The 24,327-nt window shown below is 39.6% G+C and carries 17 protein-coding genes, 2 tRNA genes and 3 rRNA genes; 2 read left to right on the top strand and 20 right to left on the bottom strand.

All coding sequences use genetic code 11. The features are described 5' to 3' along the window. Nucleotides 1-4: 4 nt before the first annotated feature. Together J678_RS17625 and J678_RS17620 are read right to left on the bottom strand one after the other, a co-directional pair. Nucleotides 5-532 carry a gamma carbonic anhydrase family protein gene (locus J678_RS17625; RefSeq protein ID WP_079377068.1) on the bottom strand — a complete coding sequence of 176 codons (528 nt, stop codon included), beginning with the start codon at nucleotides 530-532 and terminating at the stop codon, nucleotides 5-7. 22 nt (nucleotides 533-554) lie between these two features. Further along, complete coding sequence (locus J678_RS17620) at nucleotides 555-1,181, bottom strand: CoA pyrophosphatase (RefSeq protein WP_006581515.1); 627 nt, start codon at nucleotides 1,179-1,181, stop codon at nucleotides 555-557. 114 nt (nucleotides 1,182-1,295) lie between these two features. Here J678_RS17620 and J678_RS17615 point away from each other — a divergent pair, with 114 nt between their 5' ends. Then, nucleotides 1,296-1,844, top strand: a complete 549-nt coding sequence (locus tag J678_RS17615; protein WP_017393204.1) for an NUDIX hydrolase — start codon at nucleotides 1,296-1,298, stop codon at nucleotides 1,842-1,844. A gap of 49 nt (nucleotides 1,845-1,893) precedes the next feature. Here the strand turns inward: J678_RS17615 and J678_RS17610 are convergent, their stop codons facing one another. From J678_RS17610 to J678_RS17585, 6 genes are all read right to left on the bottom strand, one after another. Beyond that, nucleotides 1,894-3,852 carry a hypothetical protein gene (locus J678_RS17610; protein ID WP_004710488.1) on the bottom strand — a complete coding sequence of 653 codons (1,959 nt, stop codon included), beginning with the start codon at nucleotides 3,850-3,852 and terminating at the stop codon, nucleotides 1,894-1,896. An 18-nt stretch (nucleotides 3,853-3,870) separates the two neighbouring features. Then, nucleotides 3,871-5,118, bottom strand: coding sequence for a putative pilus assembly protein FilE (gene filE / locus J678_RS17605; RefSeq protein WP_032027414.1), 1,248 nt, complete (start codon nucleotides 5,116-5,118; stop codon nucleotides 3,871-3,873). Further along, the gene (locus tag J678_RS17600) at nucleotides 5,112-6,776 is read right to left on the bottom strand and encodes an OmpP1/FadL family transporter (RefSeq protein WP_079378172.1); all 1,665 of its coding nucleotides are present in this window, start codon (nucleotides 6,774-6,776) and stop codon (nucleotides 5,112-5,114) included. The genes filE and J678_RS17600 overlap by 7 nt, the downstream gene beginning before the upstream one ends. A 12-nt stretch (nucleotides 6,777-6,788) precedes the next feature. Beyond that, complete coding sequence (locus tag J678_RS17595) at nucleotides 6,789-7,973, bottom strand: transporter (protein WP_004710498.1); 1,185 nt, start codon at nucleotides 7,971-7,973, stop codon at nucleotides 6,789-6,791. Between the two features lie 44 nt (nucleotides 7,974-8,017). Continuing rightward, complete coding sequence (locus J678_RS17590; RefSeq protein ID WP_017393200.1) at nucleotides 8,018-8,851, bottom strand: C39 family peptidase; 834 nt, start codon at nucleotides 8,849-8,851, stop codon at nucleotides 8,018-8,020. Nucleotides 8,852-9,150: 299 nt separating this feature from the next. Beyond that, the gene (locus J678_RS17585; RefSeq protein ID WP_017393199.1) at nucleotides 9,151-9,999 is read right to left on the bottom strand and encodes a DUF6160 family protein; all 849 of its coding nucleotides are present in this window, start codon (nucleotides 9,997-9,999) and stop codon (nucleotides 9,151-9,153) included. A 351-nt stretch (nucleotides 10,000-10,350) separates the two neighbouring features. Between J678_RS17585 and J678_RS17580 the strand changes: the two genes are divergently transcribed. After that, nucleotides 10,351-11,706 (top strand): anthranilate synthase component I family protein, encoded by a 1,356-nt coding sequence (locus J678_RS17580; protein WP_031944633.1) that lies wholly within the window; start codon nucleotides 10,351-10,353, stop codon nucleotides 11,704-11,706. A gap of 3 nt (nucleotides 11,707-11,709) precedes the next feature. Here the strand turns inward: J678_RS17580 and hisC are convergent, their stop codons facing one another. The 12 genes from hisC to J678_RS17520 all read right to left on the bottom strand — a co-directional run bounded on the left by hisC (nucleotide 11,710) and on the right by J678_RS17520 (nucleotide 24,153). Continuing rightward, nucleotides 11,710-12,795, bottom strand: a complete 1,086-nt coding sequence (hisC, locus tag J678_RS17575; protein ID WP_017393197.1) for a histidinol-phosphate transaminase — start codon at nucleotides 12,793-12,795, stop codon at nucleotides 11,710-11,712. A 69-nt stretch (nucleotides 12,796-12,864) separates the two neighbouring features. Continuing rightward, a complete protein-coding gene (hisD, locus tag J678_RS17570; protein WP_017393196.1) occupies nucleotides 12,865-14,154 on the bottom strand; it encodes a histidinol dehydrogenase in 1,290 nt (429 codons plus the stop codon). Nucleotides 14,155-14,259: 105 nt separating this feature from the next. Next, on the bottom strand, nucleotides 14,260-14,943 hold the full coding sequence (gene hisG / locus J678_RS17565; RefSeq protein WP_017393195.1) for an ATP phosphoribosyltransferase: 684 nt from the start codon (nucleotides 14,941-14,943) through the stop codon (nucleotides 14,260-14,262). Beyond that, on the bottom strand, nucleotides 14,943-16,199 hold the full coding sequence (gene murA / locus J678_RS17560; protein ID WP_004710509.1) for a UDP-N-acetylglucosamine 1-carboxyvinyltransferase: 1,257 nt from the start codon (nucleotides 16,197-16,199) through the stop codon (nucleotides 14,943-14,945). The genes hisG and murA overlap by 1 nt, the downstream gene beginning before the upstream one ends. Nucleotides 16,200-16,205: 6 nt before the next feature. Further along, nucleotides 16,206-16,457, bottom strand: a complete 252-nt coding sequence (ibaG, locus tag J678_RS17555) for a BolA family iron metabolism protein IbaG (RefSeq protein ID WP_002050455.1) — start codon at nucleotides 16,455-16,457, stop codon at nucleotides 16,206-16,208. Between the two features lie 138 nt (nucleotides 16,458-16,595). Then, nucleotides 16,596-16,934 (bottom strand): ribosome hibernation-promoting factor, HPF/YfiA family, encoded by a 339-nt coding sequence (gene hpf, locus J678_RS17550; protein WP_001167461.1) that lies wholly within the window; start codon nucleotides 16,932-16,934, stop codon nucleotides 16,596-16,598. 169 nt (nucleotides 16,935-17,103) lie between these two features. Beyond that, nucleotides 17,104-18,552 (bottom strand): RNA polymerase factor sigma-54, encoded by a 1,449-nt coding sequence (locus J678_RS17545; RefSeq protein WP_017393194.1) that lies wholly within the window; start codon nucleotides 18,550-18,552, stop codon nucleotides 17,104-17,106. A 271-nt stretch (nucleotides 18,553-18,823) separates the two neighbouring features. Then, nucleotides 18,824-18,938: ribosomal RNA gene (gene rrf, locus J678_RS17540) — 5S ribosomal RNA — on the bottom strand. Nucleotides 18,939-19,117: 179 nt separating this feature from the next. Next, nucleotides 19,118-22,008, bottom strand: a 23S ribosomal RNA gene (locus tag J678_RS17535). Nucleotides 22,009-22,348: 340 nt separating this feature from the next. Continuing rightward, nucleotides 22,349-22,424: transfer RNA gene (locus tag J678_RS17530), tRNA-Ala, on the bottom strand. Nucleotides 22,425-22,479: 55 nt separating this feature from the next. Continuing rightward, a tRNA-Ile gene (locus tag J678_RS17525) sits at nucleotides 22,480-22,556 on the bottom strand. 59 nt (nucleotides 22,557-22,615) lie between these two features. Beyond that, nucleotides 22,616-24,153, bottom strand: a 16S ribosomal RNA gene (locus J678_RS17520). Together the 16S, 23S and 5S rRNA genes with 2 tRNA genes alongside form the textbook arrangement of a ribosomal RNA operon. Nucleotides 24,154-24,327: the final 174 nt, after the last annotated feature.

The following is a 24,327-nucleotide window of genomic DNA, read 5'->3' as shown; positions in this document are numbered from 1 at the left end:
AATTTTAAAAGTGAAATTCTTTCAAATCGGCATAGCTTTTAAAGTGTTCAGCATAATGTAGTGCGCTCAAACGTATTTTTGCCGCGCCATCTTCATCCAAAGTTTTCACAATTTTTCCTGGTGAACCCATCACTACTGAGTTATCTGGAATCACTTTACCTTCTGGTATTAAAGCATTAGCACCGATAATACAATTTTTACCAATCACAGCCCGATTTAAAATGACGGCGTTCATACCAATCAGGCTATTATCACCAATTGTACAACCATGCAGCATGACTTTATGTCCGACCGTGACATATTCACCAATATTTAGCTCAAGTCCAGCATCAGTATGTAATACCGAATTTTCTTGAATATTAGAAAAATTACCAATGCGCACTATACAATTATCGGCACGTACTACAGCACCAAACCAAATACTGACCTGACGGCCTAATTCTACTTGTCCAATAAGCGTTGCGGTTGGAGCAACCCAGCCATCCCATGGCTCATGTAAGGCTTTTGGATGCTGTCCTTGATAGCTATACATCATAATTTATCAGTCCTGATCTTTATTTTTTATGAGAAAATTTTGGCATTCCAAACGTTGGTGAGTTCAGTAGAAATGGCCACTCTTTTTGGTAGCCTAAACCATATTTAAATAAGGCAATTAACATCCGCGCTGTGAGGCCCCAAATAATTTCATTATCAATCTGCAAGCTTGGGAAGTATAAAGATTGATGAGCATATCGAACTTCATATGGCGTCGGACGCGTCTCTATAAGTTGCTGTAAAGGCACAAAGAAAATTCGATCAATTTCGGTGGGCTGAGGAATTAAAGTTACCTCAGGAGGAATAAGGCCAACAATCGGTTTTACAGACAAGCCACTTCTTGCACGTTGCATAGGCAGATCACCTAGCAACTGTACATCAAACGGATTTAAAGCCGTCTCTTCTTGAGCTTCTCTTAGCGCTACAACAATATTACTTGTATCACTGGGGTCACGTTTGCCACCCGGAAAAGAAACCTCCCCCGCATGGTTGTTCATATGTATTGAACGGCGTGTAAGCAGTACCTTAGGATTATTTTCATTTGTAATCGCAATCAGTACTGCAGCTTGTGCTTCTTGTATGCGGGTGGAAAAGCGCAATCTTTGCTGTAACTTTTGTGTTAGCAAGTGCTCTTCCATACCATTCACCTATTATTCTGTCTCTCTTTGCATCATATCTGAAAATCAAACTTAGGGAATAGAGTTGATGCGTAAGTCTAAAAATTCAGTTATGCTGAGGCATCTCTATACTCGATGATAATTATGAGTTTCTGTGTAGCGTGTGGGCATAAAACCGAACAAAAAATTCCTTTAGGTGATCATAAAGTACGCCGTGTTTGTACTCATTGTGGAAATATTCATTATGAAAACCCCAAAGTAATCTGCGGTGCCTTAGCGTTATGGGAAGATAAAGTACTCCTCTGCCGTCGTGCAATTGAACCTCGTTATGGCTTATGGACTTTGCCCGCTGGTTATATGGAGTTGTTCGAAACCATGGAACAAGGTGCGGCGCGAGAAACTCGTGAAGAAGCAGAAGCCGAAATTGAAATAGAACAACTTTACTGTATATACAATATTCCTCGTATTGGTCAAATTTATGTACTTTTCAAAGCTCAGCTAAAAGATGGACTTTTTGGTGCGGGTGAAGAAAGCATAGAGAGCCGATTATTCGAAGAGCATGAGATTCTATGGGGTGAACTTGCCTTTCCGAGTGTCGAACACACACTCAGACATTATTTTGAAGATCGTAAAAAACAAGTTTTTCCAACGCACCTAGAAACACTAGGAACTCGTTTAGACCATACAGGTTAATTTAGTTAATAAAAAAGACCGCTTTCACGGTCTTTTTTATTTTGTTTAATTAAGATTTAATTTTGATCGCTTTACATGCTGGAATAGACTGATCAGCTAGTTTAATTGTGACCGTACCCAATTGGCGTTTGGCTAAAGCTTTATCATCTTCAGTAGGGGTTACTTTATCAAGCTTATTATAGCTAGCCTGAGCTGCCGCATATTGATTATACCAAGGAGTATTATTATCAAAATCTATGCTTGTACTATCTACCTTATTTGCCAATAAATTAAATAGATTCAATTTTGCAGGACCTGGAGAAACACCTGCAAAAGTCAGCCCAACCATAACACCATCGATATTGGCAAATTTAGTATTAGATAAAATCATACGGACATATACAGATTGATCAGCATTTAAAGGGTCATTAACCGTCGCTGCTGTAGTACCAATTCGATATTGTTGCACACCATTGCTATCAACTAAACTTGCATCTGATACCGTAGCACATTGACCTGACATATCCGTTGTTGTCGAATTAGGTTTGATATCAGTCCGAATATCTCCATGCTCATCAATCACAATACCTAAATTTACAGGTTGAATAGTGGTATCTGAAAAATTGAATGTCAAAGTAGCATAAAGAGGAAAAATATAATTTTCGCCTGTTTTTACATTACCTAATGTTTTAAAAACATTTTGCTCTAGATAACTAATAGGGCTACTTTTAATAATACTCAACATACCATTGTAACTATCTCCATCAACATTTTGACGCCAGAGCCCGTAATGCTGTGGATTACCTGTACTAAGTTTTGTTAAGTATTTATAGAATGCCTCTGTGCCTGCTACTGCATAATCATTAAAAAATTTTCCCTGATAAATCTGCAGATCTTCGCTTGGGTTATTAGAAAAACTCAACCGGAGTGGTGTAGTTGACTGAACTTCTCGACTAACCGGGTTTAACCAATTATTTTGTGCATATACATTGAGTTTAGCTGGTTTAACTTTTGAAGTTAATGAATAAGGATTTTGTACTACTTGATTACCCTCAGTTCCAGCAATAATCGCATCCCCCTTCCACTGCAGACCATATCCTAGCGTATAACCTTGACGATCCGATAATAAATAAAGATCATCTGTGGAATGACGCAAGTTAGGTGTATTAATAAAACACTCTTGTTGTGTAGATCTATTACATCCATTAAACACTTGATAAGTCTGAAGTACTGTTGAGTTAAGAAGGAGATTGAATGCTTGAAAAACACCGGCATTACTTAAATTAGTTGTTTGTACTAAAAGCCTATATGCTTCATCATCAGAAATTTGGTCTAGATCTAACCATGGTTTCAAAATGTTTGCATAAGCTCCGTTCTGAAATTCGGTAGCTGTTATACTCTGAGAAATCTTCGTAAGTTGATCTTTTTTTGTATCTGTAAGTTGAGTTGGTTGTATATCACCGATAACATTATCACCATTTTCTACACCAATGCTTTGAAAAATTTTTACTAAAGCAATTGCTACTTTAATAGTTTCATCATTTTTATCTAAGCTTACTGGTGTTTTTCCTGTAATTCCACTTGCTAAATCTAATATTCTTAAATATATAGGATTGCTTTGCTTGGTATTAGAATTAACAGAAGTAAACTTTCCAACTGTATCAAGATTAACGTTTCCTAAGTAAACCTTCTTATTATCTTTACTTTGAATATAAAAACTTGCCGTATCACCAACTTTACATGATCCAATTACAGCATTTCCTGAAAATTTTGTAGCATAATGAAAATTTGTAGCTGAACTACAATCAAAATTAATACCAGCTATCGGATAATCTAAAGCGAATTGTAAACAAGTTGTATCTACTGCACCAATATTACTTGTGGTCGGTGTACAACTGCCAGAAGATAAGTTTCCGTTATTGCTACCAGAGCTTGGATCTTCATTAATTGTCGAGCTACCACCGCCACAACCATTCAGCATGATTGCCAATGTGGTTAAAGCACAAGGCCAAAATAATTTTTTATTCATTAGATACCCTACTTATTTTTAACGTAATACTGAAATTTGAATCTGTCCTTGATTAGATAACTCTTGTTCTGCTACATCTACAGAGGAAGATAACGGAGTTAACATCATATAACGTGCATGAGGTGGCACTCTTAAAGTACCTTGAATTGATGCATGTTGTAATATTGTAGAAGGATAAGACTTGCTCTTGAACCCACTTGCACCCTCTAAAATACAACCCTTCTCATCTAAAAATATAGCCAAAGGCCAATAATATAGAGGTGCGGAATTACTCGCTGCAAATGACATAAGCTGTAAATGTTGTACAGATGGCTCAAGTTTTACTAGCTCGTATTCAAACTTTTCTTTTAATGGCTTACGAGGCCATAAATTTACTTCTTTTTTTGCTCTAAGAACTTTGATTGACTTTTTGTAGCCCTGAACAAAGCACTTATCTTGCTCAAAAGTTGTTTCTAATTCTTTTTGAGACAGACGTATGTAGGTTGGAGCTAAAACAATCGCTCCTTGATCTTCCTGAGATTGCTTATTAAAAAATTGTTCTAATGTAGATTTACTTAAACCTTTTTTCCGCTCAACAAACTCTGTTCGTCCTAAACCATCTGGCATAACATAAAAGCGTTTTTTGCCTTCAAGATTAAATTCTTGGTCTTCAAGATACTCATTATTTACATACTCCACGCCATCAATACTTGTAAATTTAGATCGATCATTTGAAGGATCTGGTATTGAAACAGTTTGAGAAGTACTTTGTGAAGATGAATAAATTTTAGCTGGAACACTTTCTGTATTAACGCTACTAGCCTGTTTTTTAACTTCCTCCTTCTGAGTTTTACTAACTGTTAAAGGAAGCTCTGGTGCAGTCGGTGCAGTCGGTGCAGTCGGTGCAGTCGGTGCAGTCGGTGCAGTCGGTGCAGTCGGTGCAGTCGGTGCAGTCGGTGCAGTCGGTGCAGTCGGTGCAGTATTTAATTTTTTTATAGCGCGTGATTCAAACTTTTTAGGTTCTTTTGAATTATGAAGATTCTCAAAAGGTGCTTCTTGAACAGGTATAACGACAGATTTAGGCTGCGCCACTTGCTTCGGTGCTTCGATTCTAATATTTGATTGCTTCTGTTCGACTTTTTTACTCGGCACAATCATTGGTCGACCATCTGGACCAATGATTGTATAGAACCCATCTGCATAAGATACAGAAACGCTTGCTATCGCAACACATAAAGTTGAGATAGCAAATCTAGGTCGAAACATCCTTTTATATTGTTTTACCATTTTGTTCTATAGCTCAAACCAAGTACTGTAACTTTTGTATTCGTTTTTACATCTAAACCAGAATATGGGTTTAATAAAATATTATCGACACCACACTTATTCGACAATGTACTCGTACAAGCTGGAATATTGTCACGACTACGTAAGAAACCCACTGAAAGATCTAGATCAGTATCCGCATCAAAACGGTACCCCACCCCAAGACCAAATAATTGTGCATTATTGATCGGGACCATGGTATTACGTTTATCATCAGGTATTGAACTGGCACGAGGTTCATAACCTGCTCTTAATTTCAAACGATCAGTTGCTGAATATTCAAGACCAATCCCCCAGCTCCATGGCGAGGTAAATTTCAGTGGCAATGATAATGAATTATCGGTAACGTCATTAGATAAAAGCTTTGCTACTTTTAATAACGTAATTTGTCGATCAAATTCGAACTTAAATTTATTCCAAGCAGAATAATCGGTCCATCCCACATCAAAGTTAACTTGTAAATCTGGTAATATTTTATATTTAATACCCGCTTGGAAATGTGCTGGATACTCGAGATCCATTGCAACTAAACCGGACTCAGTATCAGGAACATAACCAGGTAATCCGAGAATGGCAGCTAAAATTTGACCCGTAGCTGATGAGTTAAGACCGTTGATTAATTCTTGAGGTGCTCTGGCATTATTAATCATGTATTTGCCTTTTAAACGCATCTTGGCAGCACTTTGATAGACCATACCAAAACCAAAATCTTCTGTTGGTTCCCAGAGTAAACCTAGGTTATAACTTGGGCTTAATGATTGTTCTAACGAAACTTGCAATGAACCCATTTTACCAAATGGATTCATACCTTCTTTTGCATTACAAATTCCCAATAACAATAGATCGGTAATCATATCGTTATTGTCTTTGAACGGTGCACATACCACATCATCAACCATACGCAATACACCAATCATCTCATTTGGAAAACGTAAATCAGTATTTAATGCGATTGCGTTATAGGACATCCCTATAGAAGCCCCAATTGATAAATGATCATTTACCTGATAACCAAACGATGGGGATAAATAAGTGATCCGTTCTACAGCAACTTGCTTACCCATGTAATTACCAGGATTACCATTCTCTGCTCCAAACCCTGCTACCAAGGGGGCATATACTGCTGTCGCATAAGTAACTTTTGAACCAGGTGGTTTATAGGCAATTCCGGCTGTAGGAGCAACTAGAGGATATCCTGCTCCAAGATCAACCATTTTTTTTAGGATCGGCACATATAAGCTTGCGTACTCGACATCACCATGCACTGTCCCTTTGAAATCTGTACAGATATTAGCGGAAACTTCCAGACCATCATTACAAACGAGAGGGTCATCTGAATAACCAAAAATGTTATAACCAGGGGGCGCAGAAAACTCACGCTGAATATCAAAGTTAGCAAGAATTCCCTGTACATCGGTTTGCAACCCATCAATTTTTGCTAAGGCTGCAGGGTTAAAATGAACTGCACTAATACCTGGAGGATCTGCAGTTACAGCATTCCCCATCGATAGTGAGCGAATATCAACAGCTAAGTTTTGTCCTAATTGAGCATTGGCAAAGCTAGAAAAACCGGAGATAACAATTGCCGCCGTTAGAGGACATAATTTAGGATATTTCACCTGCATATCTCCTTATTTTTGTTTTTTGTTAAAACCTAAAATATCTAACGGGAATGACAAACCAAGAGAAATATCTGGTGCATCTTCGGTTAAACCAATACCAACAGTACCATTAACAATCGTTTCAGGTGAAACGCGAACACCTAAAGCAAAAGATAACATTCCACTACTTTGATCTGGTGATTTATACGACTCACCATTATTAAATTGGAATTCAGCATTTGTATTAAAACTTTGCTGATATGACATCGTCAAAGACACGTCATAGTTAAATGAATAAGCAAAACCAAATGAGAAACCGCCACTAATCCCTGGATCAAAAGATTCTAAAATGCGTGAACCTCGGGCTTGATTAAGGCCACTTTCTTTAAATCCATAATTGGCAGATGCAGAAGCGAAGAGAACAACTGGATCAATATATTTTCGAGTACTCGCCCCTACACCAACCGAGTAATATCCCTTACCTGTTGACAGCTCATCTATACCGATTTCATAAGGACTATCGCCTGTTTTAGTTGATACGCTACCAAAAAGTACGAGTGGTAAACGGCCTTGCTTTAATGGAAAAGGTTCCCAGCGTGCACCAAAAGAAATATCACCTAAACCAGCTGTTGTTTTATCTTTAATAATCTCAGACTTAGCAACAAAAGGAAGAGTTGCAGACAAGGTTAAGTTATCTAACACCCCATATTGGAAAGTAAAACTATTCGTTAATGTGTGGTTAGCATCTTCTTCAACACGTAAACGGTTAAGTTGAGAAGAATTATCCGATAAGGCTAAATCAATACGAGCGTCACGGTAGTAAGTGTAATCAAGGTCATAGTAAGAAGAAATTACGCCCTTCTTAATCAAAGAATATTGACGTTCATTTGAAGTAAATACTTCTTGTAAATTTGTCTCCTGACTAGCATCACCTTCTTTTTTCTGTAACGCACTTGCAGCTTGATGTGCCTCACTATTTGGAGCTGGGGCTGCGGCATTCGTATCTACTACATTTGATGCTTGCGTAGTATTATCTGTTGTAGCTGAACTAGAGGTTATAGCTTCTGAAGAGCCAGAGCTTTCTGTTCCATTTGCTACAGTCTGATTCGTATCAGATACTTGTGCTTGCTGTACTTGATCTTCGGCATAGATTGTCCCTGTAATGGCACTCATACTTAAGGCCAACACACTCATCTTCATCCATCGATTATTCATGTTTTTCCTACCCAATTTATTTATTTTACTAACTTTAAAATTGACTATTTGCGTTTGTAATAAAGACGCATATAGGTTTCTATCGGCTGTCCATATGTCGGCGAATGATTATCGTTATCTAGCACACGTCTCATGGTTGAAGCTTTATTTGCTAAACGATCAAAGTTAAATGCTGGATATTGAACATCAACAAAAGCATATCTATTGACCGTGGCATCTTCGACATGACGCATATCTGCATCTTTTAATGCCAATAGATCTTTACGCTGTGATTCAGGAACAGAAATAACAAATAAAGTATTATTATCCCAAATTTGTTTAAAACGACTTTCATCAAAGCTGATATTCCCTAAAGCAGGGTCAGCTACATATACTCTTCCATCTTTATAAGCTTTATATACGACAAAATGTTTAAAACCTGCATAAGAAATAGGCACAATTGCAGGCTGACCGAGTTTAACTAAATCAGAAAACTCACCTCGATAACCACCGCTGTCTAAACCAATTGCTGTGACAAAGCGCTTCATATCAAGTAATGAGAAACTTCGGCGCTCAATAATACGTTGATATTCGCCATACTGAAGCAAACCACTCATTGTTTGCTGTTCAGTTAAACTCGTTCCCACATAGCCATTTAATAAAGTCGTAAGTGCAGCAGAGCCACAACTATAATCATAGGCTTGTCGAACAATGCCACGAAACTGGTCTTCTACAGCCGGTTTTATTGTGACAGGTTCAATATGGTTTCGATGAAATGATAAATTACGTGAATCGGCAGTCTCTGTATAATAAACAGTTCCCGGCGGCTTTTTTTCTATTTCGAAGGCTTCTGTCGCAAAGTAATACATCAATGCTGAGCCTAAAACTATCTCTAACATAAGCACTTGGTCTAAATGGTGGCCTAACCGGCCTTATTCATTTTATTCTTAGAGCAATAGCTCTACATCCCTGTGTGTTGAAGATACCTTTTTTTTTTGTAAAAAACAGCTTTTTTTTAATCTTTTTGATGAATGCATAGTTTTACATTTATAAACTGTTAATTAATTCTCATTTCAAATGTTTTATATTCTTTCTTATTATATAAGCTAATATTATTTAAATAGAAAAGTATAGATATTAGTTTTATTAAGATAAATAAAAAAGCGCGTATAAACGCGCTTTTTTATCAGTCTTTAAATTAGTGACCAGAAATAGTAATTGTAGAAGTCCCTACATTTAAACCTTGAATTTCTAAATCACCAATTGAAGCATTACCCGCTGCACCTAGGTGTACACCCTGTGCATAAACGTTCATACCTTGCGTACTGTTATTTTGAATACGTAAGCCTGTAGGAACAACAGAAATATTCGCATTTACATCCAAGTCACCAGTTGTATTACCTGAACCACGAACCATTACTTTGTCTAGGACAATTTTACCACCACCAGCAGCATCATTAATACCGAAGTTAGATAGTGTTAAACCACCTTGCAAGCTAGAGTTCACTTTGATCATTGCGCCTTGCGGAGTTGAACCTAACTGAACATTTGCAGAAATTTGACCCAAAGATAAATCTAAACCAGAAATAATTTCAGTTGGAGCCGTTTCAGTAATACCACGTACAGCAGTAGTTGCATTTAAAGAACCAGAAGTACCCACGCCAATTGAACCAACATGTACGTCAACCGCACCAACTGTTGCCGCAACATTTAAGAAAGCACCGTTTGAGCCTGAAGCACCGTTTGTATCAATTTTTAAATCTAAAAGATTACCTGTACCTTTTTGAGTTACTGTAACACCACTAATTGCAATTGCACCCGCTGTACCTGAAGATCCAGTAATACCTGTTGATGTTGCTAAACCATCATTATCGTGTAGGTATAATTTATCGATAGAAATACCACCAGAACCCAAAGCAATACCGATATTAATACCGTCTTGACCTGTAGCAGCACTAAGCGCTGCATCATCGATTGATTGCATTGCCATAGCATTTGCACTGATAGCTAAAGAAGAAACTAAAGCAAGTTTAGTGAACATTTTCATTGAGCACTCTCCCAAGAGCATTTATTTTTTGACTTAACCACTCTTACTGTCTCAAGTTGCATTTTTCTTTTGTGGCAACCGAAACTTCCAATCCTTGAGTAGTTTTGCTTAGCAATTACTAAATTACAGCTACGTTAATTTTTGTTCAACTACTGTAATGCATTTTTTGCCAATTACCCGACAAACGGTACCGATATTGATTGCCCGTTCGAATTCATAAATTATTAGCAAAACTGAAGAATTGTTCGGTTGTTTTTTCCACGAAATATTAAACTCTTTCGACTCATCCGTTTGATGGACTAGAAGTTGTAGTAAACTATGTCACCTCTTCCAAGTACTTATATGTTTAAAATGTCTCAGTTAAAGAAAAAAATCTCTTTAGAAAGCTCTCAATGTGCTGCCGATATTTTAAAAAAATTAGAAGAGTTAATCGGGCTTGTATATCTTCATGATGACAACAATCCGGTTATTGGGTTTCTTCCAAATAAATATTTAATTATTCAAAATTATAAAAATTTTTTATTTGAAAAATCGGACTTAAATAATTATAAAACTTCATCTGACATACAGAGTCTTATAGATTTTTCTCAATTTCAATCCCCAGATCTAAAAAACAAAAATATTGAAACTATAAGCTTTAATGGAGGATATATTGGTTTTATTAGCTATGACTTCTCTGCGAATCAATTTATAAATAATCAATTACATGAACAACCTTCTTTATTTATAGGTTGCTATCATTCTTTTATTAAAAATATAAATAATGAATGGTATTTTTTTAGCGATGACAATAATGCATTAGAAATTTTTAAATATATTTCAGATTTACTCAAAAAACCTTCTTCTAAACTAAAAAATAATATTTTTAAATTAGAAGAAAATATTCATCCTCGCTGGACTAAAAATAAATACATAACTGCCTTTCATAAAATACAAGAATATATTAAAGCAGGAGATTGTTATCAAATTAACCTTACTCAAGAATTCAGTGCAAATTTTACCGGCTCATTATTAAATAAAGCAGAAGAGTTGTGGAATTTAACTAATGCTCCATATGCTGGTTATTTGAAGTTAGAAAATTTTGAGTTATTAAGCTGCTCTCCTGAATTATTTATTGAGTTTGATGTAGATAAGCAAATTAAAACCAGACCGATCAAAGGTACTATGCCTCGTTTTAAAAATGAAGAACAAGATTTACTTTCAAAGCAAACCTTAAAAAACTCTAAAAAAGATCAAGCAGAAAATGTCATGATCGTTGATTTATTACGTAATGATTTGAGCATTTATGCCAATACTGGCTCGGTAAAAACAACGAAGTTATTTGAAATTGAAAGTTTCAATCAAGTTCATCACATGGTAAGTGAAGTTACGGCTACACTTAAAAATGATATTAATCCTATGCAAATGTTACTCACTGCTTTACCAGGAGGTTCAATTACAGGAGCTCCTAAAATTCGAGCAATGCAAATTATTGAAGAGTTAGAAGGTGCGCCAAGAGGAGCATATTGCGGGACTCTGGGGTATTTTAATTTCGATGGCACGGGACGTTGGAATATTTTAATTCGCAGTTTTCAACAATATCAAAACCAACTCTCTATTTGGGCGGGTGGCGGTATTACGATTGCCTCAGAAGCTGAGGCTGAATATCAAGAAAGTCTTGATAAAATCTCTGCTATGCTGAACTTAATGAACAGCACAGCAGAATAAATATTAAAGAATATCTTGCTTCAATGTTTGAACTAAACGCGCATTTTGTTCATCAGTTCCAACCGTAATACGTAAAAACTGATTAATGCGAGGCTTATTGAAATAACGTACAATAACGCCCTGCTCACGCAACTTTTGTGCTAATTGCCCAGCATCATATTGCGAATGCGTAGCGAATATAAAATTCGCTTTCGATGGCAAGACATTAAAGCCAAGTTCCGTTAAATCACGAACAAGTTTTTCTCGACTTATAATGACCTTTTGGCACTGTTCTTCAAAATAGACTTGATCTTCAAAAGAAGCGACAGCCGCTGCAATAGCAAATCGATCAATTGGATATGAATTAAAACTATTTTTTACTGCTTCAAGTGCTGCAATCAAATGTGTCTGAGCAATCGCAAATCCAACGCGTAAACCAGCCAAAGAACGAGACTTTGAAGTTGTTTGGCACACCACAAGATTTTCATAACGGTTTATCAAACTTACAGCTGACTCAGCACCAAAATCAACATAAGCTTCATCAATCACAACCACACGGTCTGGATTAGCTTGTAACACTTGTTCAATCTCTGCCAAGCTTAACGCAATACTGGTTGGTGCATTTGGGTTGGTAATAATAACTCCACCATTAGGCTGAGTATAATCTTTGACATCAATCTCGAAATTCTCATTGAGTGGAATTTCTTTTGTTTTTGTTCCAAAAAACTGGCTATAAACTGGGTAAAAACTATAAGTGATATCTGGATATAGAATCGGTTCTTCTTGAAGGAAAAATGCTTTAAAAATATGAGCAAGCACCTCATCAGAACCATTACCTACAAAAACTTGAGATACATCAATATCCTGTTGCTTAGCAATCGCTTGTTTTAAAGCTGTAGCATCCGGATCTGGATATAGACGAAGCGCATCAGCTTGTTCATGTAATACCGCTTGAACTGCTTCTACTACTTTGGGTGATGGCGGATATGGATTTTCGTTAGTATTTAACTTTAATAAATTTTGGATTTTTGGTTGTTCACCTGGCACATAAGGCTCTAGTTCACGAACCTCAGGACTCCAAAAACGCATTTGTGCTGTAGATACAGTCATAGTCTTATCTCAAAAAAGGGCTGAAAGTCAGCCCTGAATAATCATTAAAAATACTAAAAGGCTTAAAGCTTATTGATAACGATAACGAGCCGAACGTGCATGGGCATCAAGATTTTCTTGGACAGCAAGGACATCGGCCGTCTTAGCTAATGTTTTAACGCCCTCTTTTGAGCACATGATCAAGCTAGAACGCTTTTGAAAATCATATACACCAAGTGGCGATGAGAAGCGCGCTGTACCAGATGTTGGTAATACGTGATTTGGGCCAGCACAGTAATCACCAATTGCTTCAGGTGTATAACGTCCCATGAAAATTGCGCCTGCATGACGAATGTCTTCGCTCATTGCTTCAGCATCATCAAGACATAACTCCAAATGCTCTGGTGCAACCTGATTAATCAAATCAACAGCTTCTGCACGGTTTTTTACTAAAACTAAAGCCCCACGATTTTCAATCGATGTACATGCAATATCAGCTTTTGGCAATTCACTTAAATGTTTTTCAATTGCAGACTCTACAGCTTCTAGCAATGCTTCATCTGGAGTAATGAAAATAGCTTGAGCCACTGTGTCATGTTCAGCTTGAGATAATACATCCATCGCTAACCATTCAGCGTTATTTACACCTTCTGCATATACTAAAATTTCAGAAGGCCCAGCAATCATATCGATACCAACCTGACCAAATACAGCACGTTTTGCTGCTGCTACAAATCGGTTTCCAGGGCCCGTAATTTTATCAACACGTGGAACGGTCTGAGTACCATAAGCTAAAGCAGCAACAGCTTGTGCACCACCAATAGTAAATACTCGGCTAACACCAGCTAAATAAGCAGCAGCTAAAACGAGTGGATTTAGTTCACCATTTGGCGCAGGCACAACCATAATAATTTCAGGTACCCCTGCCACATGTGCAGGCACTGCATTCATAAGTACTGATGAAGGATAAGATGCAAGTCCGCCTGGTACGTAAATACCAACACGGTCAAGTGGAGTCACTTTTTGTCCTAAGGTGTTACCTAAATCATCTACATAAGTCCAGCTATCTTGTTTCTGAGCCTCATGAAATGTACGAATACGATCAGCCGCGAGTTGTAGGGCCTCACGAATCTCTTGGTTTAAACCATCAAAAGCAGCTTTAAGTTGTTGTTGAGACAATTCTAGATCGGAAAATTGATGCGCTGGATGTCGATCGAACTGTTGAGTAAGTTTTAAAACATGATCATCACCATGCTGACGAACATCAGCAATAATTTGATCTACTGTTTGAACTAAATTAGGATCATTAACAGTTTCAAAAGCTAAAAGCTCGGCAAAAACCTGTTTGAAGTTCTGATCTTGAGTCGATAAACGTCGCATCAATTTACCCACAAGGCGAAAAAGAAAAACCAAGTTTACTCTTTTTCTAGACTCTTGTGGGCATCATATCTACAACTATCGCAAAAGCATGATAGGAAATTACTTTTAACGTGATTGAACAGCCTGTTCAAGTTGGGAAATGATTGGGTTTAATAAGCCTTGTTTACGTTTAAAGCTCGCTTTATTGACAATAAGACGTGAAGATACTTTGCAAATTTCTTCTAATGGTTCAAGACCATTTGCTCGCAAAGTATTTCCGGTATCCACGACGTCAACAATATAATCACCTAAACCAACGAGTGGTGCCAACTCCATAGAACCATAAAGCTTAATAACATCCACCTGCTCACCTAAGCTTGCATAGTATTGACGTGTTAGATTGACGTACTTAGTCGCAATTTTTAGACGACCTTTTGGACGTTCCATTCCTACTTTACCAGCGGTCATTAATTTACATTTCGCAATCTGCAGGTCTAATAGCTCATAAACATGCTGAGCACCATGTTCCATAAGCACGTCTTTACCGGCTACACCTAAGTCAGCTGCACCATTCTCAACATAAGTTGGCACATCAGACGCACGTAAAATCAAAATACGAACTTGCTTGTGAGTGGTAGGAAAAATTAACTTACGCGATTTTTCCGGGTCTTCAAGCAGGTTAATACCTGCTGTAGCAAGTAAAGGTAAAGTTTCTTTTAAAATACGTCCTTTACTCAGTGCCAAGGTCAAACCATGATCAAAATTACCCATTACGTTAAAATTAGGATCATCGTTTCTTACGTCATTCATTAACTTACTCGCTTAATTTTGGCACCTAAACCTTGAAGTTTTTCTTCGACATGCTCATAGCCACGGTCAATATGATAGATACGGTCAATTAATGTATCACCTTCAGCAACCAAAGCCGCTAAAACCAAAGAGAATGAAGCACGTAAATCTGTTGCCATTACAGGTGCTGCCTGTAATTTTTCAACACCAGTCACAACAGCATCATGACCTTCAACCTGAATATTAGCACCCATACGTGACAATTCAGGAACGTGCATGAAACGATTTTCAAAAATGGTTTCGGAAATCGTTGCAAAGCCACGACCAATTGCATTTACAGCCATAATTTGTGCTTGCATGTCAGTCGGGAATTCAGGATGCGGCAATGTTCTAAAGCTTACTGCTTTAGGACGCTTACCCAACATATCCAATTCAATCCAGTCGTCGCCACGAGTCACTTCAGCACCCATTTCTTCAAACTTGTCCAAAACAGATTCAAGTAATGAAGGATCAGTATGTGTTGTTTTTACACGACCACCAGTAATAGCCGCTGCAGCCAAGTAAGAACCTGTTTCAATACGGTCTGCAACAACTGCATATTCACAACCATGTAGACTTTCAACACCAGTAACAACGAGTGTATCGGTATCTATACCTTCAATTTTTGCGCCCATTTTAATAAGCATTTGGGCAAGGTCGGTAATTTCAGGTTCACGCGCAGCATTACGAATTGTAGTTACACCATCCGCTAAAGCAGCCGCCATTAAAATATTCTCAGTACCGCCGACAGTGACCATATCGAAGACTACTTCACCGCCTTTAAGTCGACCATCTACAGTCGCATGGACATAACCATTTTCGACTTCGATATGAGCACCTAACGCTTCTAAGGCTTTTAAATGTTGATCTACTGGTCTAGAGCCAATTGCACATCCGCCAGGTAATGAAACTTTGGCATTTCCATAACGCGCTAATAATGGTCCTAAAACCAAAATAGATGCACGCATTGTTTTTACAAGTTCATAAGGCGCAAACTGGTTATCTAAAGTCGAGGTATCAGCTTTAACGGTATCGTTCTCATAACTGATCGTGACGCCTAAACCACCAATTAATTTCACCAAAGTATTTACATCTTTAAGATTTGGAACATTGGTTAATGTAATTGGAGAGTCAGCAAGAATCATTGCCGCAAGTAATGGTAAAGCCGCATTTTTAGCACCAGAAATGCGTACTTCCCCTTCGAGCTTAACACCGCCCGTAATTAAAAATTTATCCATTAATATTTAAGCTCCGAAAAGGCTTGCTTTGCGCCATTCATCTTTGGTCATCGCACGAATTGTTACGGCATGAACTTCGCCACTTGCAATATAAGTATTTAATGGTGCATAAACTGCTTGTTGACGGGCAACAGTACGCTTACCTTCAAATTGATCATCCACAATACGGAGGTCAAATTTTCCAGCCTGTCCGCTCACCGCTACTTCCGCTTCAGGAAAAGCTTCTTTTAAAATTTGAGTGAGCTGTTCACTATTCATTGCAAAGACCTCTGGCACAACCTACGGTGTAAAACGAAGTATTTTACTATAACTTTTTCAAAGAATTCAGTACGTGTTTATATTTTATCAATAAAAAAGAGGCTATATTTCAAGCCTCTCTCAATTATTAAAAACTTATTAAATAGAAACAGCAACTTGTGAATACGTACATTGCATTTTCCGATATTTTAACAATTGTTTTTTTAGTTTTTCAGTCAGTTTTTTAATTGAAGTATACATATCATCTGCTGTTGCTTGAGCAAATAGTTCAATTCCCGGTAACCGGACTATTGCTTCGGCCACATGATTAGAACTACCTTTATGCGATCGCTTATCAATCTGATGATCTTTGGTTAATTTAATCTGCATACTATTCACCTGATCAAGATGTTTTGTTAACTGATTAAATTTTGCTTTAATATTTTCTTCTATAGCTGGTGTAATTGCTAAATGATGTCCACGAATCGTTATTTGCATAATTCTATCCCTCACCTTTTTGGGTTATATAAAGAAGAACTAAAACGATTTAATGCAATCTAAAAAAGATGATTTGGGACAATTAAATCATTCTAGCTACTCCTTTTGGTGAAATTGAAATTTCATTATTTCGTCATAATGAATATCTAGAATAGTCATACTTCAAAATCTAGATCAAGACTTTTCTTTCAGATGACGATGGAATATGTAACGATTCTCGATATTTTGCTACAGTCCTTCTAGCCACTTCTATCCCTTCATCTTTTAACAAAGCAGCAATTGCATTATCAGACAATGGTTTACGTGGATTTTCATTGGATACCAACTTTTTAATCATAGCTCGAATGGCGGTAGAGGAAGCCTCCCCGCCTGCTGTTGTTCCCACGTGACTAGAAAAGAAGTATTTCAACTCAAAAAGTCCACGTGGTGTTAGCATATATTTATTTGTTGTGACCCGAGAAACTGTAGACTCATGTAATTCCACTTCCTCAGCAACGTCCCGTAGTACCAACGGTTTCATTGCTTCAGGACCTATTTCAAGAAATGCTTTTTGATGCTCAACAATACAAGTCGCAACTTTTAATAAAGTTTTATGGCGTTCATCAATGCTCTTTATAAAATTCTTAGCTTCAAGCATCTGATTACGTAGATATAAATTATCATCACTTTGATCTGCTCTACGAATCATGCTTGAATAAAAAGAATTAATTCTTAGTTTTGGCATCACATCAGGATTTAACTGAACTTGCCAATGTAAATCCTTCTTAGCAACTACTACATCAGGAATTTGATATTCTGATTCTTGCTTTTCAAAATCCATACCTGGGTAAGGCTTTAATGTCTTTAGTAAATCAACTGCAAACTTTAACTGATCTTTAGAAAGACCTGTTTGCTTTAATAATTTATTGAGATCGTTCGCAATCAATAATTCATAATATTGAAGTAGATTTTTAGCTTCTTTTAGATATTTAGTTTCTTTAGGCAAAAACTCTAACTGAACTTTTAAACATTCGGCAAGATTACGAGCACCAATGCCAATTGGATCGAGCCGTTGTATATGCTTTAAAACAACTAAAACTTCATCTTCCTCAATATCTTCCTCAATATCCATATCATTTAATAGATGTTGTACAGCTAAGATTATCTCTTCTATCTCAGCATCTAAAAATCCCTTATCATCTAAGGCATCTACAATACAATAAGCAATCAACTGATCTATTTTTGAAAAGTGCAATAAATTGACTTGTTCTAACATATGCTCTTTAAGTGTCATCTGAACTTGACGATTATCCTCACGCTCTTCAAATTCAGGTGTAGCCAGAGCTGTAGACTGATGGGTATAAATGTCATCCCACTCAGTATCGACAGGTAAATCATCAGGTAAATGGTTTGCATTTAACTCTGTAGTAAGATCATCCGCCTCTTTTTTTTCTAAAGTGGATAAACTTTCTGCTATTGATTCATCTTCCACTTTTTCAAGTAATGGATTACTATCTAATTGAATTTGAATTTCTTGCTCTAATTCTAAGCTTGAGAGCTGCAGTAAACGGATTGCCTGCTGCAATTGAGGTGTTAACGATAAAGAGTTCGCAACTTTCAATCCAACAGATAATTTCATATATTTCTCTTTCCAAAAAACAAGCAAAAATCATGCCTATTCATTATTTATAGCATATAGTAATGGTTTATCCTATATATTGACTCAGCATTTCATGAGAAAAGTAGTAATTTAATCTTCTAAAATAATATTAAGGTTATTTTGAGTTATATCTAATGATCGATTGAGGATAATCAAAAAAGATTATTGCTTCATGAATTAAATTTTCACTTTATTTCGCGCAATAAAAAACACCCCAAGCTCTTTTGAGATTGGGGTGTTTAGAATAATGAGCTGGCGATGACTTACTCTCACATGGGTAACCCCACACTACCATCAGCGCTAAGAGGTTTCACTTCTGAGTTCGGGAAGGGATCAGGTGGTTCACTCTTGCTATGGTCGCCAGCACAACTGTTTATGGATACTTGCTTTGGTCTTATTGTTTGCCGAAGCGTTTTCCAAATCTTTACAGATTGGGCTGATTGAATCTGATTGTGTTCATTTTATCTAGTGAAATAACTAAATCAAGTTTCTTTGTAGATTTATGAATCGATTGATGCTTTATATACAACTGCTTGGGTGTTGTATAGTCAAGCCTCACGAGCAATTAGTATTGGTCAGCTTCACATATCACTATGCTTCCACATCCAACCTATCAACGTCCTAGTCTCGAACGGCTCTTTAGAGGAATAAATTCCTAGGGAAATCTTATCTTGAGGTAGGCTTCCCGCTTAGATGCTTTCAGCGGTTATCCCTTCCGAACATAGCTACCCGGCGATGCGACTGGCGTCACAACCGGTACACCAGAGGTTCGTCCACTCTGGTCCTCTCGTACTAGGAGCAGATCCTCTCAAATTTCCAGCGCCCACGGTAGATAGGGACCGAACTGTCTCACGACGTTCTAAACCCAGCTCGCGTACCTCTTTAAATGGCGAACAGCCATACCCTTGGGACCTGCTTCAGCCCCAGGATGAGATGAGCCGACATCGAGGTGCCAAACACCGCCGTCGATATGAACTCTTGGGCGGTATCAGCCTGTTATCCCCAGAGTACCTTTTATCCGTTGAGCGATGGCCCTTCCATACAGAACCACCGGATCACTAAGACCTACTTTCGTACCTGCTCGACTTGTGGGTCTCGCAGTTAAGCGCGCTTTTGCCTTTATACTCTACGCGTGATTTCCGACCACGCTGAGCGCACCTTCGTACTCCTCCGTTACTCTTTAGGAGGAGACCGCCCCAGTCAAACTACCCACCAGACACGGTCCTCGTCCCGGATAACGGGACAGAGTTAGAACCTCAACATTACCAGGGTGGTATTTCAAGGACGGCTCCATTGGAACTAGCGTTCCAACTTCAAAGCCTCCCACCTATCCTACACAAGTAAGGTCAAAGTTCAGTGTCAAGCTGCAGTAAAGGTTCACGGGGTCTTTCCGTCTAGCCGCGGGTACACTGCATCTTCACAGCGATTTCGATTTCACTGAGCCTCTGCTGGAGACAGCGCCGCCATCATTATGCCATTCGTGCAGGTCGGAACTTACCCGACAAGGAATTTCGCTACCTTAGGACCGTTATAGTTACGGCCGCCGTTTACTGGGGCTTCGATCAAGAGCTTCGCTTACGCTAACCCCATCAATTAACCTTCCAGCACCGGGCAGGCATCACACCCTATACGTCCACTTTCGTGTTTGCAGAGTGCTATGTTTTTAATAAACAGTTGCAGCGGCCTGGTTTCTGCGGCTGTCATCAGCTCAGGAAGCAAGTTCCATCACCAACAACAGCGTACCTTCTCCCGAAGTTACGGTACCATTTTGCCTAGTTCCTTCAGCAGAGTTCTCTCAAGCGCCTTGGTCTACTCGACCTGACCACCTGTGTCGGTTTCGGGTACGATTCCTGTGTAACTGAAGCTTAGAGACTTTTCCTGGAAGCATGGTATCAGCCACTTCGCTGTACAAGTACAGCTTGCTATCGGATCTCAGTATAGAGTACCCCGGATTTGCCTAAGATACATACCTACATCCTTCCACCTGGACAACCAACGCCAGGCTGACTTAACCTTCTCCGTCCTCTCATCGCATTACACAGAAGTATTGGAATATTAACCAATTTCCCATCGACTACGCCTTTCGGCCTCGCCTTAGGGGTCGACTCACCCAGCCCCGATTAACGTTGGACTGGAACCCTTGGTCTTTCGGCGAACGGGTTTTTCACCCGTTTTGTCGTTACTCACGTCAGCATTCGCACTTCTGATACCTCCAGCATACTTCTCAATACACCTTCATCGGCTTACAGAACGCTCCCCTACCACTTGACTAATGTCAAATCCGCAGCTTCGGCACATAGTTTTAGCCCCGTTACATCTTCCGCGCAGGCCGACTCGACTAGTGAGCTATTACGCTTTCTTTAAAGGGTGGCTGCTTCTAAGCCAACCTCCTAGCTGTCTATGCCTTCCCACATCGTTTCCCACTTAACTATGATTTTGGGGCCTTAGCTGGCGGTCTGGATTGTTTTCCTCTTGACTACGGACGTTAGCACCCGCAGTCTGTCTCCCGGATAGTACTCATAGGTATTCGGAGTTTGCATCGGTTTGGTAAGTCGGGATGACCCCCTAGCCGAAACAGTGCTCTACCCCCTATGGTATTCGTCCGAGGCGCTACCTAAATAGCTTTCGGGGAGAACCAGCTATCACCAGGCTTGATTAGCCTTTCACCCCTATCCACAAGTCATCCCCTGGCTTTTCAACGACAGTGGGTTCGGTCCTCCAGTTAGTGTTACCCAACCTTCAACCTGCTCATGGATAGATCGCCTGGTTTCGGGTCTATACCCAGCAACTAAACGCCCTATTAAGACTCGATTTCTCTACGGCTCCCCTATACGGTTAACCTCGCTACTGAATATAAGTCGCTGACCCATTATACAAAAGGTACGCAGTCACACCACGAAGGTGCTCCCACTGCTTGTATGCATGCGGTTTCAGGATCTATTTCACTCCCCTCACAGGGGTTCTTTTCGCCTTTCCCTCACGGTACTGGTTCACTATCGGTCAGTCAGGAGTATTTAGCCTTGGAGGATGGTCCCCCCATATTCAGACAAGGTTTCACGTGCCTCGCCCTACTCGTCATCATTATGTGTGCCCTTTCGTGTACGGGAATATCACCCTCTACGTTCGCACTTCCCAGAGCGTTCCACTAAAACACACATAACTTAATGGGCTGATCCCCGTTCGCTCGCCGCTACTGAGGGAATCTCAATTGATTTCTTTTCCTAAGGGTACTGAGATGTTTCACTTCCCCTCGTTCGCCTTGCAACACTATGTATTCATGTTGCAATACCTACCTTAAAGTAGGTGGGTTCCCCCATTCAGACATCTCCGGATCAAAGGATATTTGCCGCCTCCCCGGAGCTTTTCGCAGGCTATCACGTCTTTCATCGCCTCTGACTGCCAAGGCATCCACCACATGCACTTAATTACTTGACTATACAACCCCAAACAGTCGACGTTACCTACAAGTTAGTAACTTCAACATTTCAGTTTAGAGCACTGTGTATTTAAACACTGTACAGCTTCAATCTAAATTCATATACCAAAACGCTTGATTCAGTTAATTTGCTAGTTCTCAATTCATTCAGATTAATTGCTTAATCTAAACTCTTGAGTGAACAATTTATTTCAGACTCAATTTTGCCAATCTGTTAATGAATAAACACGCCTTCGTCAGGTCATGCTTAATACCGTGATACTTAAATCACAGAAGTTAATAAACCAAGACCGAAATCTCTATTTACTAATTTCTGTAATCCGAACTTATCTTAAGTTCTGGTGGAGACTAGGAGAGTCGAACTCCTGACCTCCTGCGTGCAAAGCAGGCGCTCTACCAACTAAGCTAAGTCCCCAGCTTACATCATCAGTCATGTATCTTTTATCTATAACTTTAACCAGTCAAAGTCATGGTGGGTCTGACAAGACTTGAACTTGTGACCCCACGCTTATCAAGCGTGTGCTCTAACCAACTGAGCTACAGACCCTCAGATACATCTATGAAGAACAACTTGTTGTGGATTCTTACCAATCGTCAATCTTTCGTTAAGGAGGTGATCCAGCCGCAGGTTCCCCTACGGCTACCTTGTTACGACTTCACCCCAGTCATCGGCCACACCGTGGTAACCGCCCTCTTTGCAGTTAGGCTAGCTACTTCTGGTGCAACAAACTCCCATGGTGTGACGGGCGGTGTGTACAAGGCCCGGGAACGTATTCACCGCGGCATTCTGATCCGCGATTACTAGCGATTCCGACTTCATGGAGTCGAGTTGCAGACTCCAATCCGGACTACGATCGGCTTTTTGAGATTAGCATCACATCGCTGTGTAGCAACCCTTTGTACCGACCATTGTAGCACGTGTGTAGCCCTGGCCGTAAGGGCCATGATGACTTGACGTCGTCCCCGCCTTCCTCCAGTTTGTCACTGGCAGTATCCTTAAAGTTCCCGACATTACTCGCTGGCAAATAAGGAAAAGGGTTGCGCTCGTTGCGGGACTTAACCCAACATCTCACGACACGAGCTGACGACAGCCATGCAGCACCTGTATGTAAGTTCCCGAAGGCACCAATCCATCTCTGGAAAGTTCTTACTATGTCAAGGCCAGGTAAGGTTCTTCGCGTTGCATCGAATTAAACCACATGCTCCACCGCTTGTGCGGGCCCCCGTCAATTCATTTGAGTTTTAGTCTTGCGACCGTACTCCCCAGGCGGTCTACTTATCGCGTTAGCTGCGCCACTAAAGCCTCAAAGGCCCCAACGGCTAGTAGACATCGTTTACGGCATGGACTACCAGGGTATCTAATCCTGTTTGCTCCCCATGCTTTCGCACCTCAGCGTCAGTGTTAGGCCAGATGGCTGCCTTCGCCATCGGTATTCCTCCAGATCTCTACGCATTTCACCGCTACACCTGGAATTCTACCATCCTCTCCCACACTCTAGCTAACCAGTATCGAATGCAATTCCCAAGTTAAGCTCGGGGATTTCACATTTGACTTAATTAGCCGCCTACGCGCGCTTTACGCCCAGTAAATCCGATTAACGCTTGCACCCTCTGTATTACCGCGGCTGCTGGCACAGAGTTAGCCGGTGCTTATTCTGCGAGTAACGTCCACTATCTCTAGGTATTATCTAAAGTAGCCTCCTCCTCGCTTAAAGTGCTTTACAACCATAAGGCCTTCTTCACACACGCGGCATGGCTGGATCAGGCTTGCGCCCATTGTCCAATATTCCCCACTGCTGCCTCCCGTAGGAGTCTGGGCCGTGTCTCAGTCCCAGTGTGGCGGATCATCCTCTCAGACCCGCTACAGATCGTCGCCTTGGTAGGCCTTTACCCCACCAACTAGCTAATCCGACTTAGGCTCATCTATTAGCGCAAGGTCCGAAGATCCCCTGCTTTCTCCCGTAGGACGTATGCGGTATTAGCATCCCTTTCGAGATGTTGTCCCCCACTAATAGGCAGATTCCTAAGCATTACTCACCCGTCCGCCGCTAGGTCCAGTAGCAAGCTACCTTCCCCCGCTCGACTTGCATGTGTTAAGCCTGCCGCCAGCGTTCAATCTGAGCCATGATCAAACTCTTCAGTTAAAATCATTTTGCACCTTATTTATAGACAAGGTGCCAATTCTGGCTCATCAATTACTGACTTAAATTTCGCTCAAATAAACTTCGAGTAATTTAAACCAATCAATCAATGAAAATTATTTCGATTAATCAATCAGTAAAAATCCACACAAGTTGTTCTTCAATTCTCTTAATGAT

The organism is Acinetobacter sp. 1424608 (genome assembly GCF_000588255.1).
Classification (GTDB): Bacteria; Pseudomonadota; Gammaproteobacteria; order Pseudomonadales; family Moraxellaceae; genus Acinetobacter; species Acinetobacter nosocomialis.
The sequence above is the reverse complement of the archived record's forward strand: the minus strand, read 5'-3'. Positions and strand labels throughout refer to the sequence as shown.

What these genes read in the sequence shown, in the direction of transcription:
- J678_RS17625 (WP_079377068.1), bottom strand. Translation starts at nt 532, where the DNA reads ATGTATAGCTATCAAGGACAGCATCCAAAAGCCTTACATGAGCCATGG.
- J678_RS17615 (WP_017393204.1), top strand. Translation starts at nt 1,296, where the DNA reads ATGAGTTTCTGTGTAGCGTGTGGGCATAAAACCGAACAAAAAATTCCT.
- J678_RS17610 (WP_004710488.1), bottom strand. Translation starts at nt 3,852, where the DNA reads ATGAATAAAAAATTATTTTGGCCTTGTGCTTTAACCACATTGGCAATC.
- filE (WP_032027414.1), bottom strand. Translation starts at nt 5,118, where the DNA reads ATGGTAAAACAATATAAAAGGATGTTTCGACCTAGATTTGCTATCTCA.
- J678_RS17595 (WP_004710498.1), bottom strand. Translation starts at nt 7,973, where the DNA reads ATGAATAATCGATGGATGAAGATGAGTGTGTTGGCCTTAAGTATGAGT.
- J678_RS17590 (WP_017393200.1), bottom strand. Translation starts at nt 8,851, where the DNA reads ATGTTAGAGATAGTTTTAGGCTCAGCATTGATGTATTACTTTGCGACA.
- J678_RS17585 (WP_017393199.1), bottom strand. Translation starts at nt 9,999, where the DNA reads ATGAAAATGTTCACTAAACTTGCTTTAGTTTCTTCTTTAGCTATCAGT.
- J678_RS17580 (WP_031944633.1), top strand. Translation starts at nt 10,351, where the DNA reads ATGTCTCAGTTAAAGAAAAAAATCTCTTTAGAAAGCTCTCAATGTGCT.
- hisC (WP_017393197.1), bottom strand. Translation starts at nt 12,795, where the DNA reads ATGACTGTATCTACAGCACAAATGCGTTTTTGGAGTCCTGAGGTTCGT.
- hisD (WP_017393196.1), bottom strand. Translation starts at nt 14,154, where the DNA reads ATGCGACGTTTATCGACTCAAGATCAGAACTTCAAACAGGTTTTTGCC.
- hisG (WP_017393195.1), bottom strand. Translation starts at nt 14,943, where the DNA reads ATGAATGACGTAAGAAACGATGATCCTAATTTTAACGTAATGGGTAAT.
- murA (WP_004710509.1), bottom strand. Translation starts at nt 16,199, where the DNA reads ATGGATAAATTTTTAATTACGGGCGGTGTTAAGCTCGAAGGGGAAGTA.
- ibaG (WP_002050455.1), bottom strand. Translation starts at nt 16,457, where the DNA reads ATGAATAGTGAACAGCTCACTCAAATTTTAAAAGAAGCTTTTCCTGAA.
- hpf (WP_001167461.1), bottom strand. Translation starts at nt 16,934, where the DNA reads ATGCAAATAACGATTCGTGGACATCATTTAGCAATTACACCAGCTATA.
- J678_RS17545 (WP_017393194.1), bottom strand. Translation starts at nt 18,552, where the DNA reads ATGAAATTATCTGTTGGATTGAAAGTTGCGAACTCTTTATCGTTAACA.